A 16,325-nucleotide genomic window follows, 5' to 3' on the forward strand; every position below is an offset into this window, starting at 1 on the left:
GCGTACCCGGATGGTCAGATGTCCTCATGCGTGACACAGCTCTCACCCGCCCGGCGCGCCGTGGTCTCGCCGCGGCCGCGGTCCTGGCCGTTCTCGCGCTGGCCGGTCTGGCCGCGGTCGGTGCCGTCCAACCGCCCGCACAGCGGGCGACATCGGCGCCGGCGGGCGATTTCAGCGCGGCGAGGGCGTTCGAGGACGTACGCGCGATCGCGTCCACACCGCACCCGGCCGGCAGTGCCGCCAACGACCGGGTACGCGAGCACCTGCTCGGAAGGCTCCGTGGTCTGGGGCTGTCCCCTGAGGTCCAGGACGTGGTGTCGGTGCAGGGCGCCGGTCTCTCGTCGTCGGCGGGCGGCACCGGTCTGGCCCGGGTCCGGAACGTGGTGACGCTGATCCCGGGGACCGCCTCGACCGGGCGGATCTTCCTGATCGCGCACTACGATTCGGCGCAGATCGCACCGGGCGCGAACGACGACGGCGCGGGCACCGCCACGATCCTGGAGACGGCACGGGCGCTGACCAGCGGCGACCGGTTGCGCAACGACGTGGTGCTGGTGCTGACCGACGCCGAGGAGGCGTGTCTCTGTGGTGCCAAGGCGTTCGTGGATCAGCATCCGCTGGCCCGGGACGGCGGGGTGGCGCTGAATCTGGAGGCGCGGGGCAGCGACGGTCCGGCGATCATGTTCGAGACGTCGGAGGGCAACGCGCGGCTCGTGGAGACGTACGCCCGGACGCCGTACCCGGTGGGCACGTCGTTCGCGGTGGAGATCTACCGGTTGCTGCCGAATGACACCGATTTCACCCCGTTTCGGGAGTCGGGCTTTCTGGGGCTGAACACCGCCTACATCGACGGCGCGGCGGTCTACCATGCCCCGACCGACACGCCGGAGGCGATGAACCGGGACAGCCTTCAGCATCACGGGGACAACGCGCTGGCGCTGGTACGCGATTTCGGGACGGCGGACCTCCGGAGGTTCGGCACCGGGAGCGACGCCACCTACTTCCCGGCGCCCGGCCTGCTGGTCCGCTACCCGGGTGAGTTCGTCTGGCCGCTGGCCGTGGCGGCGCTGCTCGTGGTGGGCGTGCTGGCGTGGTTCGTCCGGCGCCGGGTGCTGGTCGCGATCCCGCTGGCCGTGCTGCCGATCATCGTCGCGCCGCTGTCGGCCCAGGGCCTGTGGGCGCTGTTGAAGCTGGTCCGGCCGGAGTACGGCGGTCTGCCGATCGACCCGTACCGTCCGATGTGGTACCGGCTCGCGGTGATCGCCTTGGCCGCCGCAACCGTTCTGATCTGGTACGCCCTGCTGCGCCGCCGTGTCGGCCCGGCGGCTCTGGCCGTCGGCGGCCTGACCTGGCTCGGCGTGCTCGGGGTGGTGCTGGCCGCGTTCACCCCGGGCGGCTCCTACCTGGCCGCGCTGCCGGCTCTGGCCGTCGCGGTCTCGGCGCTGATCGCGATGCGCGCCCGCCCGTGGCTCGCCGTCGCCGTCCTGGTCGCCGGCGCGCTCGTTCCGGTCGTCGTCCTGCTGCCGACCGTGCTGATGCTGTTCCCCGCGCTGGGCATGCCGATGGCCGGGGTGGGCGCGTTCCTGACCGTGCTGCTGGGCCTGGCGCTGCTGCCGGTGCTGGATCTGCTGCACCCGGTGGAGTCCGGCGCCCGCGGTCTGGACGCTGTCAAGGCACGCCGGCTCGGCGCCGTGCCGTCGTCGATCGCGATCGTCGCCGCGGTCGCCTGCACGGCGACCGGCCTGGCCGTCGACCGGTTCGACGAGGAGCACCCGTCGCTCACCCATCTGATGTACGCCTTGGACGCCGATACCGGCACGGCGCGCTGGCTCAGCGAGGAGGCCGAGCCGCAGGAGTGGACCTCCCGGTACGTGACGGGTGAGCCCGCGACGGTGACCGAGACCCTGCCGGCGTTCGGCGAGGAGAAGCTGCGCAGCGGCCCGGCCCCGGCCGCGGCCCTGCCCGCCCCGGCGCTGACGCTGCTCTCGGAGGGCACGTCGGATGGCCGGCGCACCTTGCGGCTGCTGCTCGATCCGCGACGGGCGGCCCGGTTCGTCACGTTGCACGTGGTCGGCGCGGAGGTCACCGCGATGACGGTGGGTGGCCGCCCGGTCGATCCGGCCCCGGGTTTCGTCTTCCACGCGCCGGAGGAGAGGGGGGTCGAGGTCAGCGTGACGGTGCGGGCGACCGGCCCGGTGCGATTCCGGGTGATGGACGCCAGCGACGATCTCACCACGATGCCCGGTTTCCAGCCGCGGCCCGCGGGCGTCGGCGTGCTCGGCTCGCACAGCAGCGAGATGGTCGCCGTGGCGAAGACCTGGACTCTCTAGCGGCCGCGACCCCGGCGGCCGGTGGGGGCGTCGAATCGGAAGTGCACGAAGAGACGCCCCCAGTTGTCGCCGTCCTTCTCGACCCGGTGGTAGAGCTGCTTGATCTCTTTCTGGTCGAGGAAGCGCAGAACCTTCTTCTTCAGGGCGCCGCTGCCCTTGCCGGGGATGATCTCGACGAGGGTGGCCTTCTTCTGGATGGCCTCGTCGATGATGCCCCGCAGGGCGCGATCGATCTCGTGCCCTCGGTTGAAGATGTCGTGCAGGTCCAGCTTCAGCTTCACGATCGGAAACCCTACGCCGCGCTGTTCTTGCCGAGCCAGGTCTCGACCCGGCGCAGCGCCTCCTGGTAGTCGGTCTGTGTCTTCATGGCGGCGGCCAGCCGCAGGTGCGGTAACGCCTCACGGAAGCGGCCGGCCCGTTCCAGGGTCCGGCCGAGCACGTGGTGCGCGTAATGATCCGAGGGATCGTTCTCGACGAGCACCCGTAGCTGGGTCTCCGCCCCGTTCAGCTGGGCCAAGTTGAAGTACGCCCGGGCCAGCAGCAGCCGGACCGCGGTGTTGTGCGGTTCGGCCTCGACGATCGGTTCGAGCAGCCGGGCGGCGCCGAGAGGGTCGCCGGACTCGAAGAAGAAGGTGGCTCTGCGGTAGTCCTCGAGAAGATCCACGTGCACGCTCCCCACACTCGCGCCGCCGCTTTGACCAACGCTCGCACAACATCGCGCCGACATCGAGTGTTCCCCGGCCGAACGTTACCCGGCAATCCGAGGATGCCCAGGTGGGGGACTTTCCGATCAACCTGGCGCCAACTCCGGGGAGGTACCGGTGGCCGGCTGATCAGCGCCGGAGCAGCAGCAGGGCGAGGCCGCCGGTGAGCAGGTAGCCGCCGATCGCGGCGAGCAGCATCGGGCTGACCCCTCCGCCGGGCAGTTCGGGGGTCGAGCCGGTGGCCTCCGGCCGGCGCGGCTCGGGCAGTTCGGCGCGGGCCGACGGCGCGAGGCAGAGGAGCAGGAAGAGGATCGCGGAGAGCACAGCCGCTATCCGCCGAACTAGTCCCATTAATCCATTATATGGTTTTTATCCCGCCAATTCGTCTCGCCACTCCGCTCGCCGGGATCCTCATGGACCGCTGCCCTGTGCCGAAGACCCTGACGTCACCGGATGTGCCGGTGCTGTGCCGCGGGTGTGGCCCGACTGTGCGGCAGGCACAGCGGCTTCACAGGAAACGAAAAGGTGGCACAGAGCGAGGGGCACCACAGTAGGGGCATGACGATGGCGAACGCAGAACCCAGCACCGAACTCCGGCGGCCCGACGGGACCCCGGTGCGCGTACTCGTGGTGGACGACGAACCGACCCTTGCCGAGCTGCTCTCGATGGCGTTGCGCTACGAGGGCTGGGACGTGCGCAGCGCCGGCGACGGCATGACCGCGGTCCGCACCGCGCGCGAGTTCCGCCCGGACGCCGTCGTGCTGGACATGATGCTCCCCGACATCGACGGGCTCGAGGTGCTGCGCCGGCTGCGCGGCGAGACCCCCGAGGTGCCGGTGCTGTTCCTCACCGCCAAGGACTCCGTCGAGGACCGGATCACCGGCCTCACCGCGGGCGGCGACGACTACGTCACCAAGCCGTTCAGCCTGGAGGAGGTGGTGGCCCGGCTGCGTGGTCTGATGCGGCGGATGGGGCACGCCCCGATGCGTACGGAGTCGCAGCTCGTCGTCGGCGACCTGACCCTCGACGAGGACTCGCACGAGGTGCGCCGGGGCGGCGACCTGGTCACGCTGACCGCCACCGAGTTCGAGTTGCTGCGCTACCTCATGCGCAACCCGCGCCGGGTGCTGAGCAAGCCGCAGATCCTGGACCGGGTCTGGAACTACGACTTCGGGGGCCAGGCGAACGTCGTCGAGCTGTACATCTCGTACCTGCGCAAGAAGATCGACGCCGGCCGAGCGCCGATGATCCACACCATGCGCGGCGCCGGTTACGTGCTCAAGCCGGCCGACTGAGCATGGGCTCCGCCGCCCCGGCCCGTGGCCACACCTCCCGGTCCGCCCGCTGGCGCGATCCCGCGGGCTGGTCGCTGCGCACCCGCATCGTCGCCATCATGATCGCGCTGCTGTCGGTGCTGGGCCTGGTCGTCGGCGGCACCGCCGAGATCTTCCTGCACGAGTCCCTGCACAGCCAGCTCGACGACGACCTGAACGAGCTGCGGAAACGGATCAGCGGTCCAGGACAGGGGCAGCAGGGGATGCCCGGTCCCAGCAAATTCAGGATGAAGCTCAGCGAAGCCATCGCCGACGGCCCGACCGGAGCGATGGGAACCGGCTCCATCGTCGTCGTGATCCCGGACGACGGTGTTCCGGGCGGTGGCCTGGTGCAGCCCGAGGAGACGTCGACCGAGTCGGACCGGCCGGGTGACAACACCTTCGCCGAACTGTCCCCGGAGATGCTGGCCACCCTCCAGAGCGAGGTCCAGGTCGGTGAGAAGGCCGACGTCGATCTCGGCGGTTCCCTGCCCGCGTACCGGGTGATGGCCGCGGAGATCAACGGGGAGGTCGTCTACCTCGGCATCTCGCTGGGCAAGGTCAACAGCACTCTCGTCACCGTCGCGGTGTTCACCGGCTGTGTCATCACCGGTTCGCTGCTCATCGCGGGCTGGGGTGGGGCGCTCATCGTCCGGCGTACCCTTCAGCCTCTGGATCGGGTGGCGGCGACCGCGACCCGCGTCTCCGAGCTGAAGCTGGACGCCGGCGAGGTGCGGCTCGCGCAGCGAGTCCCCGAGGCCGACACCGATCCGCGCACCGAGGTCGGCCAGGTCGGCGCCGCTCTCAACCGCATGCTCGACCACGTCGGCAACGCGCTGGAGGCCCGGCACGCCTCGGAGATGCAGGTCCGGCAGTTCGTCGCGGACGCCAGCCACGAGCTGCGCACCCCGCTCGCCGCGATCCGTGGTTACGCCGAACTGTCCCGCCGCAGCCGCCAGGTGCTGCCGGACGAGATCGCGCACGTGCTGAACCGGGTGGAGTCCGAGGCCAAGCGGATGACCGCCCTGGTCGAGGATCTGCTGCTGCTGGCCCGTCTGGACGCCGGCCGCCCGCTGGCTCAGGACCCGGTGGACCTGACCATGCTGGCCGTCGACGCGACGAGTGACGCGCACGCCGCCGGCCCGGCCCACTATTGGCAACTCGATCTGCCGGACGAGCCGGTCACCGTGATCGGCGACGGCGCCCGCCTGCACCAGGTGGTGGCGAACCTGCTGGCCAACGCCCGGACCCACACGCCGGAGGGCTCGACCGTGACGGTCAAGGTGGGTGCGATGCCGAACGCCGCGGTGATCCAGGTCATCGACAACGGCCCGGGCATCCAGCCGGACGTGGTGCCGCGCATCTTCGAACGGTTCGCCCGGGGTGACAGCTCGCGGTCACGCGCGGCCGGCAGCACCGGTCTGGGTCTGTCGATCGTGCACGCCGTGGTCACCTCGCACCGGGGCAAGGTGGGTGTGCAGAGCCGTCCCGGCCAGACCGTCTTCACCGTGATGCTGCCGCTCGGTTCCCCGCCTGTCGTCCCAACAGCTGAACAGCGGCCGGAGATGCTGCAAACGGCGCGCTGAGGTGGTTATGCTGGCGGGCATGTCTCGGACGTGGTCCTTTTATTGGTTTACGAGGCCGGCTCAAGCCGGTGCCTCGGCCATGACCGCATGACCTGAGACACCCGCCAGAGCCGGCAAAGGCAGCGACGACGTCGCTGCCTTTTTGTTTGCCCCGAGCAAACCGGCTCTGACGCAGGGCCGGTCGAAGGAGAGAGATCACCATGACCGCCCCAGAGGTGCAGCGCGTCCGTGACCAGCGGATCGAGAAGGTCGTGCCGCTGATGAGCCCGGCCCTGCTTCACCACGAGCTGCCGCTGACCTCCGAGTTGCACGACACCGTGCTGAACGGCCGCAAGCAGGTCGAGGACGTGCTGAACGGCCGAGATCAGCGCCTGATCGTGGTCGTGGGCCCGTGTTCGGTGCACGATCCGGTCGCCGCCGGCGAGTACGCCGACCGGCTCAAGGTCGAGGCCGAGCGGCTCAGCGAGGACCTGCTGATCGTGATGCGGGTGTACTTCGAGAAGCCGCGTTCCACGGTCGGCTGGAAGGGCCTGATCATGGACCCGGCCCTGGACGGCTCGGGTGACGTCGGCGCCGGTCTGCGGACCGCCCGCAAGCTGCTGCTCGAGGTGGTGCGACGGGGTCTGCCGGTGGCCGTCGAGTTCCTCGACCCGATCACCCCGCAGTACATCGCGGACACCGTGGCCTGGGGCGCGATCGGCGCCCGGACCGTCGAGTCGCAGGTGCACCGGCAGCTGTCGTCCGGCCTGTCGATGCCGATCGGCATGAAGAACCGCCCCGACGGCAGCGTCTCGACAGCGGTCGACGCGATCCAGGCCGCCGAGGCCAAGCACGTCTTCCCCGGCATCGACTACTCGGGCACCCCGGCGATCCTGCACACCGCCGGCAACCCGGACTGCCACCTGGTGCTGCGCGGTGGCGGCGGCAAGCCCAACTACAGCGCCGAGGACGTCGAGTCGTCGCTCGCGCTGCTACGCAAGGCGGGCCTGCCGGAGCGCCTGGTCATCGACTGCTCGCACGGCAACAGCAACAAGGACCACATGCGGCAGCCGATCGTGGCCGAGGACGTCGCGCGGCAGATGGAGTCCGGGCAGCGCGCGATCAGCGGTGTGATGCTGGAGAGCTTCCTGGAGCCGGGCCGGCAGGACCTGGGCGGCGAGCTCACCTACGGGCAGTCGGTGACCGACGCGTGCATGGGCTGGGACGCCACCGTCTCGGTGCTGGAGCGCCTGGCCACCGCGTCGGCCGAGCGCCGCGCGCTCTGAGCCGGCCGCCGTCCCTGTGCGCCCTGACCGGTCCACAGGGACGGCGTCTGTTGTCAACCGGGGCGGCACGACCGTCGCCGTGGTCGATGGACCGGAAGGTTCCTCGGTACCGGGCCACCGGTCCCGGCCGGGCGGGCCGGGTTGCCGGTCCGCGGGGTGCCGGATGGAGCGGTGGGACGATTCGGACAGCGAGCCGGCGTCGCGCCATGTTCAGAATCGGTCTTGCGCTGACCATCGCGCCGTCTCGCCGCCGCGCGCCCTCCCCCGGGCCCTCCGGACCCGGGGCCTCCGGGCCGTTCGGCCGTGATCCGGAACGGCCCTCCGGCCCCGGGTACCCGGTCTGACCTGGACCGGCCGTCATTCCCGTTACCACGGGACGTTGTACCGGATGCGACGAGTTCCCGTAGGTCCCGCTCTCCGGAACAGAACGGACCGAAAATTCGGCACACGCAGACGTATCACCTGGGCAACTCAGAGGTAACAATGGGCTCTGATCGGGATCGCGCAACCTCGATCCATGCTTCACCGGCGCGGCGGACCGGAAGGTAGCGGACATGCTCAGCAAAGAGGACAGCCGACGGCTGGCGCAGTTGGAGCGCCAGCTTCGACGCGAAGATCCCGACTTCTGTGCCCGGATGGGCGGCGGAAACTTCAGCGTGTCACCGACCGGCCGCCCTCCGTTTCCGCTGTTCCTCCTGGCCACCCTGATCGCCGTCGCCGCCGTCGTCCTGGTGGCGGTGGGCTGGTGGATCGCCGCATCGATCGTGACGGCCTGGGCGGTGATCACCGCGAGCGCCGCGGTCCACCGGTTGCGCAAGCAGCGGGCCGAGGCGGCCTACCGGCGAAGCTGAGGTCGGTCAGGAACCGGCGGCGGCCTGGCTCTCGAACCGGCGGATGATCTCGGCCAGCGCCCGGACCTGCCGCAGGATGCTCTCCGGCTCGACGGAGCGATGCACCCGCCGGCCGATGTCGACGATCGCGTCGGAGCGCACGCCCACCATGTTGAGCGGGCGCCGGTAGAGCGGGTCCTGGCTGGTCGCCCACTTGACGAAGGTGCGGGACGGCTGCGGCAGATAGACGATCCAGGCGGTGGCCAGTTCGCCGGTGTCCGGCTTGCGATAGTCGAAGACCACGAACTCCAGGTCGTCGTGAACGCCGCGCAGCACCGCGTACGCCGGCTGGTCCTCACCGAAGTCGGGGGTGTCGCTCCAGTCCGCCAGCAGGTCGGGATCGACGTCGAGGAACCGCCAGCCCTCCCGGCGGGCCAACTCGATCCGGTCGCCCACGCCGGTGGCCGGGGTGACCGACCGGTCGCCGAAGAAGGTCAGCCAACCGCCGGCGACGCCGACCACTCCGCCGATCGCGATGACGAGCAGCCCGGTCATCCGGCCACCCTGCTGGTCCAGCGGGCGAGCCAGCCCACTGCCGTCACCCACCGTGAAGCATTGGTTGCCCACGCGTGTCTCGGTGGCGGCGCACCCGGCCGTGCCGTTCATCAAGAGGACGACGCCGAGTGCCAGAATCACCAGCCCCACGGCAAGAACGATCCACGAGTATCGACTCGCTCGGACGCTCATCCGGCCCTCCCACTTCGCCGGTGATCAAAATACCGGTTACCACTGGTGATACGTGGGTAGCCAATGCACCGGCTCAATCACGAAAAAGGCCCCCGCCGATCGAACGGCGGGGGCCTTCCTGGTTCGTGCTACCTGGTGACGCGAGCGATGTGGACGCGGACCTTCGAGTCGTTGCCGACCTTGTCCTCAGCCCAGTAGCTGATCACCAGCTTGCCCTTGGCGACACCGGTGAGCGCGATGCTCCAGCCGCCCTTGGCGTCCGGGGTGGCGCTGACCACCGCGGCCTTGGCCTGGGCGTCCCGCTCCGAGTTCGCCCGGGTCCACGTGCCGGCGGCGTAGTAGTACCACTTGCCGGAACGCTCCTGGACCAGCTTGACGTTCGCGGAGGCGACACCGACGCCCAGGTCGTACGCCGAACCGGTGAGGGTCTGCCAGGACGAGATCCGCTCCTCGTGACGCGGCTCGTCCAGGCGGATCTCCGGGGCGAAGAGGTCCTGGGCGACCAGAACCTTGCCGACGGTCACCGCGGAGCCGTTGCCGGCCGGGTTGACCGGCGTCGCCTTGACCGTGAACAGCCCGGCCTTGGCGTACGCGTGCGACACGGTCGCGTTGTTCGCCGAGGTGCGGGTGGTGACGCCGTCGCCCCAGTCGACCGAGATCTCGGTGGCGCCGGTGACGCCGCTGAGGCTCAGGGTGATCGACTGCGACGCCCAGATCGCCTTCGGGTCCAGCGTGTACTTTCCGGCCTGCGCCGCGACGGTCACGGTGGACCCGCCGTCGAAGGTCGCCGGGCCGCTGTTGCCGGCCTCGTCGGTGAGGGTCACGGTGACCGGGTAGCTGCCCGCCGCGGCGTACTTGTGTGTCGCGGTGGTCGCGCCGGCCGCCAGGGTCTCGGCCGCGCTGCCGTCGCCCCAGTTCACCACCCGGGTGATCTTCGCGTTGTCGCTGACGTCGTCGTCGAGCGCGCTCTCGGTCAGGGTGACCGTCTGACCGGGCCAGAGCGCCGCCGTGTTCAGGGCGTAGGCGCCCGTCGGGGCGGTGACGTCCACGACGCCGGGCGTGCTGCGCGGCGTGGTGTCCGCGGTGATCGGCGTGTACGCGGCGAAGTAGTTGACCAGCATGGTGAGGTCGTTGTCGCCGGTCGTCACCTTGTTCGTGCCCTTGCCGAGGGTGGTGAAGTTGTCACCGCCGGAGGCGAGGAACGAGTTCGACGTGACCCGGTAGGTGCCGTTCGGGTCGAGGGTGACCCCGTTCAGCTTGAGCGACGACGCGATGATCTTCGAGCCGCGCGGCTGGTTCACGTCGTAGGAGTAGGTGAGCCCCTTCGACGAGCCGAGGTGCAGCACCGGCCGGGAGGCCCCGGTGGGCTGCCACTGCTCCTCCAGCACCTGCTTGATCTGTGCGCCGGTGAGGGTCTGGGTCACCACGTCGTTGGCGAACGGCTGAACCGCGAACGCCTGCGAGTAGGTGACCGTGCCGTCGGTGCCGTACAGCAGGTCCGCCCGCAGACCGCCCGGGTTCATGAAGGCGATCTGCGCGCCACCACGGCCGGCGTCCTTGGTCTGGTCGAGCTGGACGTCCGCGATGAGGTTGCCCAGCACCGACTCGGCGCCCCGGTCCTCGGCGCCGGCGGCCGTGTAGGCCCGCTTGATGTCGCCGGTGATCTTGCCGAGTTGCTGCTTGCCCAGCTCGGTGGCGTTCGTCTTGGCCGCGGCGACGATGCCGGCGACCGCGGTGTTCGACGGGTAGCCGGTCACCGTGAGCAGCTCGGAGGTGGAGGCGGTGACCTGGTCGGTGGCCGGGTCGTAGGTCAGGACGACCTTGCCCAGCTTTTCGCCGTAGTCCTCGGCCTGCACGACCGGGCGGGTCTTGCCGGGCACGCCCGGAACCGGGATCTGGAAGGCGTACGGCTGGTGGGTGTGCCCGCTGAAGATGGCGTCGATCTCGGCGCTCACCCGGGTGAACGGGCCGAACACCGGGTCCGCCGCCAGCGCCTCGGCCGAGCCGATGTTCTCGGTCGGCGCACCCTCGTGGGCGAGCAGGACGAGCACGTCGGCCTCACCGTTGGCCTCGTCGCCGTCGGAGAGCTGCGCGGCGAGGGTGTTCGCCTCGGCGACCGGGTCACGGAACTCGACGCCGGCGATGCCGGCCGGGCTGACCAGCGAGGCGGTCTGCTCGGTGACGACGCCGATGTAGCCGACCTGCACGCCGCCCAGGTTCTGCACGTCGTAGCCGGGCAGGACCCGCTTGCCGTCCTTGTAGACGTTCGCGCCCAGCAGCGGGAAGTCGGCCCGGTCCTGGACCCGGCCGAGAAGGTCGCCGAGGCCCTTGTCGAACTCGTGGTTGCCGACCGCGGAGACGGCCAGGCCACCGGCGTTCAGCACGTCGATGGTCGGGTTGTCGTTGTCGATCGCCGAGATGAAGGTCGACGCACCGATGTTGTCACCGTTGGAGATCCACGCGGTGTTCGGGTTCGCGGCCCGCAGCTGGTCGACCAGCCCGACGAGCTGAGCGGCGCCACCGACGGGCTTGCCGCCCACCGTGGACGGTGCCTCGAGCCGGCCGTGGAAGTCGTTGATGCTCAGCAGCTGGAGGTCGACCGGGCCGGTCAGGCCGGTCTCCACACCCACGACCACCGGGTCGTGGTCGCTGGAGCGGTACGGGTTCTCCGCGTAGAACGGCGCGTAGCCGTCGTACTGGAAGGCGAACTGCTCGACCGAGTTGATGTTCCAGATGTCGACGCCGGTGACGCGGGTCTTCATCGAGTCGGTGACCAGGGCGTGGTCGAGCGAGCCGGACTCGCCGCCGTAGACGTACGAGAACTTGTCCGCGGGGTGCGCGTCGGTGTAGCCCTTGTCGTACAGGATCTGGAGCGGGTCCTCCTGGCCGTACGAGTTGAAGTCGCCGAGCAGGATCACGTTGTCGGTGCCGAGGCCCTCGACGAAGGTGGCCAGCGCCTGCGCCTGCCGGACCCGGTCGCCATTGTAGGCGCCCTGCCCGTCTCCGGTGTCCACGTTGTCACCGGTCGGGGTGACCGAGGTGCTCTTCGACTTGAAGTGGTTCGCGACCACGGTGAAGTCGATGGCGCCGGCGGTGAAGGTCTGTGCGATCGGCTCGCGGGCGTTGCCCCACACCGTCTCGTCGTTGACCGACTTGGAGGCGCCCTTCGGCGTCACCGAGCCCGGCTTGAAGATGATCGCGCTGGTGATGTAGTCCTGCTCGGCCGCGCCGGGCAGCTCGGCCGGCGACCGGACGTAGTCCCAGGTGCCCGCGCCGTCGACCTCGTTGAGGGCGGCGACCAGGGTCTTGAGCGCGAGCTGGGTCTCGGTCGCCTCGAAGCGGACCGAGTTCTCGATCTCCATGAGGGCGATGACGTCGGCGTCCAGGGCGGTGATCGCCTTGACGATCTTCGCTTCCTGCTTGGCGAACGCCGCCTCGCTGGTCGCGCCGCGCGCCTCGCCACCGAAGTGGACGAAGTAGTTCAGCACGTTGAAGCTGGCGACCTTGATGTCACCGCCGACGTTCGCCGGGGCGGCGGTCCGCGGGTTGGTGGCCTTGAACGAGGTGCGGGCGGCCGCCGGGGTGTTCGCGTCGACCGGGGTGGCCGGCTGGAGGCGCCACTCGCTGAAGCCGTAGCTCAGGACGCTCGGGCCGAACTTCTCCACGGTGTCGCCGACGCGCAGCGGCTCGGTGGCGGAGAAGTACGGCGGGGCCAGGTTGGCCGTGGCCAGGTTGGTCGTCCTGCCGTCGTCGACCAGGACGCGACCGGCCTTGTTGGCGGCCTTCCGCTGGACGGCGGCGTCGCTGCCGGGCCGGGCCGCGTCGGTCGGGATCCGGGCCGGGGCGCTGCCGGCCGCGAGGATGATCTCGCCGTACCGGTTGGTGTTGTAGACGTCCGATACCGAGTAGGTGCCGACCGGGGCGACCAGCATGCCCTCGGCGGACTCGCGGGCCACGTCGTCCAGCGGCAGGGCCAGCGGGACCGGCGCGGGCAGGGTCGCGTTGTTCGCGCAGACCTGCACGTCCGCCTTCGCGGCGATGGTGATCTGGGTGAGCCCGTTGTACTCGCTCACCGTGCCGGTGACCCGGACCTGGTCGCCGACGGCCACCGACGGGTGGTTCGCGGTGTTCGAGGTCAGGTAGACGAAGATGCCGTCGGACGCGGTGCCCGCGGCGACCGGCCGGTCGCCGCCGGTGCCGGCCGTCTGGAGGTAGACGCCGTTGTAGCCGCCGGTGCGGTGGTCGGCCGTGACGACGCCCTCGACGGTGACGGTCGAGCCGGCCAGGCCGGAGGCCGTGCCGGTGCCCTGCACCTGGGCGATCGTGTGGGTGGCCGGGGTGGCGCAGCCGGTTCCGGGCTCCTCCGGATCCTCGGGATCCTCGGGAGTGGTGGCCGTGTTGAGGGTGCCGAAGGTGGCGGTGGCCGGGGCCTTCCAGACGCCGTCGATCTTCTGCAGCGACTGGCCGACCGGCGTGGTGTCCGGCTCGGACACTCCGATGTCGACGCTGACCTGGCCGGCCGCCGGGCCGTTGGTGGCGGTGACGACGCCCTCGTAGCTGAGGAACTCGGCGACCTCACCGCTCGGCTTGACCAGGGCGATGCCGTCCGGGGCGCCGTTCTGCAGGCCGGCGATGGTGACCTTGTGCACGCCGGAGGCCGAGACGACGCCGCTGAGCGTGGTCGTCGGCGAGTACGTGACGCCGCCGCTGCCGTTGTAGAGGTAGAGCTGCCAGCCACTCAGGTCGAATCCGACCGGGGCCTCGATCTCAACGGCCTCGCCGCTGTCGGCGCCCACGTTGTCGTAGTGAATCTCGCTGATGAACGGCGCGTCCGTTGCGGCGGCAACCGGGCCGGTAAGGCTGAGACCGAGCGTGGTCGCCAGGACGGCAGCACCCAGCGCACGCAAACCCGCAGGGGTTCTCGGCACTGGAAGAGACCATCCGGCGTCACCCACGCTGCGTATGTAGGAACGCATCGAGGTTGACCCTCCGAAGGAAGTTGATCCGCCGCAGCGTAGGTACCGCTGATGACGAAAGATTCTCAGGAAGGTAACGGTAGGGCATTGTGAGCAGTACTCGGAGAAGGATTTTCGAGCCGTTCATCGTCCACTTCGGTACGGACGTCAGAACGTAGAGGCATTGTTACCCACCGGTAAAGCAGATCGACTACAAGTCACCGAACGGCATCACAAAGACACTTTGAGTGACCTTCGAACTTCACCGGGAGAGATTGAACGCCTCTCGTTTTCTTGACTCATTCCAGAAAAGCAAGGCAGACTCGTCGCCGACCCATCGCCGCTACCCGGAGGATTTCGTGGCAGACGAACTCGCCGCCCAGGAACGACTCGAGCAGAAGGCCGCCCAGGGCGGCTGCCCCGTGGCACACGGCGGCTCCGGCTTCCACGGCGGCCGGTCGAACCGCGACTGGTGGCCCAACCAGCTCGACCTGAGCGCGCTGCACCACAACCCGCCGGCGCACAACCCGCTGGGTGGTGACTTCAACTACGCCGAGGCCTTCCAGAGCCTCGACCTGGCGGCCGTGAAAGCGGACATCGCCGCGATCCTGACCGAGTCGCAGGACTGGTGGCCGGCCGACTTCGGCCACTACGGCCCGCTCATGATCCGCATGGCGTGGCACAGCGCCGGCACCTACCGGACCTTCGACGGCCGCGGCGGCGCGGGCGGTGGCGAGCAGCGCTTCGCGCCGTTGAACAGCTGGCCGGACAACGGCAACCTGGACAAGGCCCGGCTGCTGCTCTGGCCGGTCAAGAAGAAGTACGGCAAGAACATCTCCTGGGCCGACCTGATGATCCTGGCCGGCAACGTGGCCCTGGAGAGCATGGGCTTCGAGACGTACGGCTTCGGCGGCGGCCGCGCGGACGTCTGGGAGCCGGAGGACGTCAACTGGGGCTCCGAGGACACCTGGCTGGGCGACAACCGCTACAGCGGCGAGCGGGAGCTGGCCAATCCGCTCGGCGCCGTGCAGATGGGCCTCATCTACGTCAACCCGGAGGGGCCGAACGGCAACCCCGACCCGCTGGCCTCGGCCCGCGACATCCGCGACACGTTCGGCCGGATGGGCATGAACGACGAGGAGACCGTGGCGCTCATCGCCGGCGGCCACACCTTCGGCAAGACCCACGGCGCCGGCCCGGCCGAACACGTCGGCCCGGAGCCCGAGGCCGCCCCGATCGAGGCGCAGGGCCTGGGCTGGAAGAGCAGCTTCGGCACCGGCGTCGGCGCCGACGCGATCACCAGCGGCCTGGAGGTCACCTGGACCTACCACCCGACCCGCTGGGACAACGAGTTCTTCCACATCCTCTTCGCGTACGAGTGGGAGCTCACCCAGTCGCCGGCCGGCGCACACCAGTGGCGCCCGAAGAACGGCGCGGGCTCCGACCTGGTGCCGCACGCGTTCGACTCGTCGAAGCGGCAGGAGCCGCGGATGCTGACCTCGGACCTGGCGCTGCGCTTCGACCCGGTCTACGGCCCGATCTCCAAGCGGTTCCACGACAACCCGGAGGAGTTCGGCAAGGCCTTCGCCAAGGCCTGGTTCAAGCTGACCCACCGTGACATGGGCCCGATCACCCGCTACCTCGGCCCAGAGGTCCCGTCCGAGCCGCTGATCTGGCAGGACCCGGTGCCGGCCGTCGACCACGCACTGGTCGGCGCGGCCGAGGTCGCCGAGCTCAAGGCCAAGGTTCTCGCCTCCGGCCTGTCGGTCTCCGAGCTGGTCGCGACGGCGTGGGCGTCGGCGTCGACGTTCCGTGGCACCGACAAGCGCGGTGGCGCGAACGGCGCCCGCATCCGCCTGGCCCCGCAGAACCAGTGGGAGGCCAACGACCCGGCGCAGCTCAGCAAGGTGCTGGGCGTGCTCGAGGGCATCCGCGCCGAGTTCAACGCGGCCGGTGGCGCCACGAAGATCTCGCTGGCCGACCTGATCGTGCTGGCCGGCACGGCGGCCGTCGAGAAGGCCGCCGAGGACGGCGGTTTCGACATCGAGGTGCCGTTCACCCCGGGCCGTACCGACGCGACCGAGGAGCAGACCGACGCCGCCTCGTTCGCGGTGCTGGAGCCGACCCACGACGGCTTCCGCAACTACCTCGCGAAGGGTCACAACCGCCCCACCGAGGCGCTACTGGTCGACAAGGCGCAGCTGCTCACGCTGACCGCGCCGGAGCTGACCGTGCTGGTCGGCGGCCTGCGGGTGCTCGGCGCGAACGCGGGCGGCTCGCAGCACGGCGTCTTCACCGCGACGCCGGGCGTGCTCTCCAACGACTTCTTCGCCAACCTGCTCGACTTCGGCCTCACCTGGTCGGCCACCGACTCCGAGGGCGAGACCTTCGAGGGCCGCGACCGGCGGACCGGCGAGGTGAGGTGGACCGCCACCCGGGCCGACCTGATCTTCGGCTCGAACTCGATCCTGCGCGCGCAGGCCGAGGTCTACGGCAGCGACGACGCCAAGGAGAAGCTGGTCACCGACTTCGTCAAGGCGTGGGTCAAGGTCATGGAACTGGACCGCTTCGACCTGGCCTGACACCGCCGGCAG

11 protein-coding genes are annotated in these 16,325 nt (G+C 70.0%); 6 read left to right on the forward strand and 5 right to left on the reverse strand.

What is annotated here, in order from left to right; genetic code table 11:
- Positions 1-26 precede the first annotated feature (26 nt).
- Positions 27-2,330: a M28 family peptidase gene (locus AB0I88_RS06725; RefSeq protein WP_361019309.1), complete on the forward strand. Its 2,304-nt coding sequence runs from the start codon at positions 27-29 to the stop codon at positions 2,328-2,330.
- Here the strand turns inward: AB0I88_RS06725 and AB0I88_RS06730 are convergent.
- The 3 genes from AB0I88_RS06730 to AB0I88_RS06740 form a co-directional block, all read right to left on the reverse strand.
- Positions 2,327-2,611 (reverse strand): Smr/MutS family protein, encoded by a 285-nt coding sequence (locus AB0I88_RS06730; RefSeq protein WP_361019312.1) that lies wholly within the window; start codon positions 2,609-2,611, stop codon positions 2,327-2,329. The two genes, AB0I88_RS06725 and AB0I88_RS06730, sit on opposite strands and share 4 nt — an antisense overlap.
- Positions 2,612-2,622: 11 nt before the next feature.
- Positions 2,623-2,994: a tetratricopeptide repeat protein gene (locus AB0I88_RS06735; RefSeq protein ID WP_361019315.1), complete on the reverse strand. Its 372-nt coding sequence runs from the start codon at positions 2,992-2,994 to the stop codon at positions 2,623-2,625.
- Positions 2,995-3,163: 169 nt separating this feature from the next.
- Positions 3,164-3,385, reverse strand: coding sequence for a hypothetical protein (locus tag AB0I88_RS06740; RefSeq protein ID WP_361019317.1), 222 nt, complete (start codon positions 3,383-3,385; stop codon positions 3,164-3,166).
- Positions 3,386-3,592: 207 nt separating this feature from the next.
- On the opposite strand from AB0I88_RS06740, the gene AB0I88_RS06745 reads away from it, so the two are divergent.
- The 4 genes from AB0I88_RS06745 (at position 3,593) to AB0I88_RS06760 (ending at position 8,050) form a co-directional block, all read left to right on the forward strand.
- Positions 3,593-4,330 carry a response regulator transcription factor gene (locus tag AB0I88_RS06745; protein WP_361019320.1) on the forward strand — a complete coding sequence of 246 codons (738 nt, stop codon included), beginning with the start codon at positions 3,593-3,595 and terminating at the stop codon, positions 4,328-4,330.
- A gap of 2 nt (positions 4,331-4,332) precedes the next feature.
- Positions 4,333-5,934 carry a HAMP domain-containing sensor histidine kinase gene (locus AB0I88_RS06750; protein ID WP_361019323.1) on the forward strand — a complete coding sequence of 534 codons (1,602 nt, stop codon included), beginning with the start codon at positions 4,333-4,335 and terminating at the stop codon, positions 5,932-5,934.
- A 200-nt stretch (positions 5,935-6,134) separates the two neighbouring features.
- Positions 6,135-7,199, forward strand: coding sequence for a 3-deoxy-7-phosphoheptulonate synthase (locus tag AB0I88_RS06755; protein ID WP_361019325.1), 1,065 nt, complete (start codon positions 6,135-6,137; stop codon positions 7,197-7,199).
- Positions 7,200-7,753: 554 nt separating this feature from the next.
- Entirely contained in the window at positions 7,754-8,050 is a 297-nt protein-coding gene (locus tag AB0I88_RS06760; protein WP_361019328.1) for a DUF3040 domain-containing protein, read from the forward strand.
- 6 nt (positions 8,051-8,056) lie between these two features.
- Here AB0I88_RS06760 and AB0I88_RS06765 read toward each other — a convergent pair whose 3' ends face one another.
- Both AB0I88_RS06765 and AB0I88_RS06770 read right to left on the reverse strand, forming a co-directional pair.
- Entirely contained in the window at positions 8,057-8,734 is a 678-nt protein-coding gene (locus AB0I88_RS06765) for a hypothetical protein (protein WP_361019331.1), read from the reverse strand.
- A 170-nt stretch (positions 8,735-8,904) separates the two neighbouring features.
- Positions 8,905-13,704, reverse strand: coding sequence for an ExeM/NucH family extracellular endonuclease (locus tag AB0I88_RS06770; protein WP_361019334.1), 4,800 nt, complete (start codon positions 13,702-13,704; stop codon positions 8,905-8,907).
- Between the two features lie 386 nt (positions 13,705-14,090).
- Here AB0I88_RS06770 and katG point away from each other — a divergent pair, with 386 nt between their 5' ends.
- Entirely contained in the window at positions 14,091-16,313 is a 2,223-nt protein-coding gene (gene katG, locus AB0I88_RS06775; RefSeq protein ID WP_361019336.1) for a catalase/peroxidase HPI, read from the forward strand.
- Positions 16,314-16,325: the final 12 nt, after the last annotated feature.

Origin of the sequence: Actinoplanes sp. NPDC049802 (assembly GCF_040656595.1) — a bacterium.
Taxonomy (GTDB): domain Bacteria; phylum Actinomycetota; class Actinomycetes; order Mycobacteriales; family Micromonosporaceae; genus Actinoplanes.

Excerpts from the sequence above, each read along its gene's own strand:
- AB0I88_RS06725 (WP_361019309.1), top strand. The coding sequence starts at position 27 with ATGCGTGACACAGCTCTCACCCGCCCGGCGCGCCGTGGTCTCGCCGCG.
- AB0I88_RS06740 (WP_361019317.1), bottom strand. The coding sequence starts at position 3,385 with ATGGGACTAGTTCGGCGGATAGCGGCTGTGCTCTCCGCGATCCTCTTC.
- AB0I88_RS06745 (WP_361019320.1), top strand. The coding sequence starts at position 3,593 with ATGACGATGGCGAACGCAGAACCCAGCACCGAACTCCGGCGGCCCGAC.
- AB0I88_RS06750 (WP_361019323.1), top strand. The coding sequence starts at position 4,333 with ATGGGCTCCGCCGCCCCGGCCCGTGGCCACACCTCCCGGTCCGCCCGC.
- AB0I88_RS06755 (WP_361019325.1), top strand. The coding sequence starts at position 6,135 with ATGACCGCCCCAGAGGTGCAGCGCGTCCGTGACCAGCGGATCGAGAAG.
- AB0I88_RS06760 (WP_361019328.1), top strand. The coding sequence starts at position 7,754 with ATGCTCAGCAAAGAGGACAGCCGACGGCTGGCGCAGTTGGAGCGCCAG.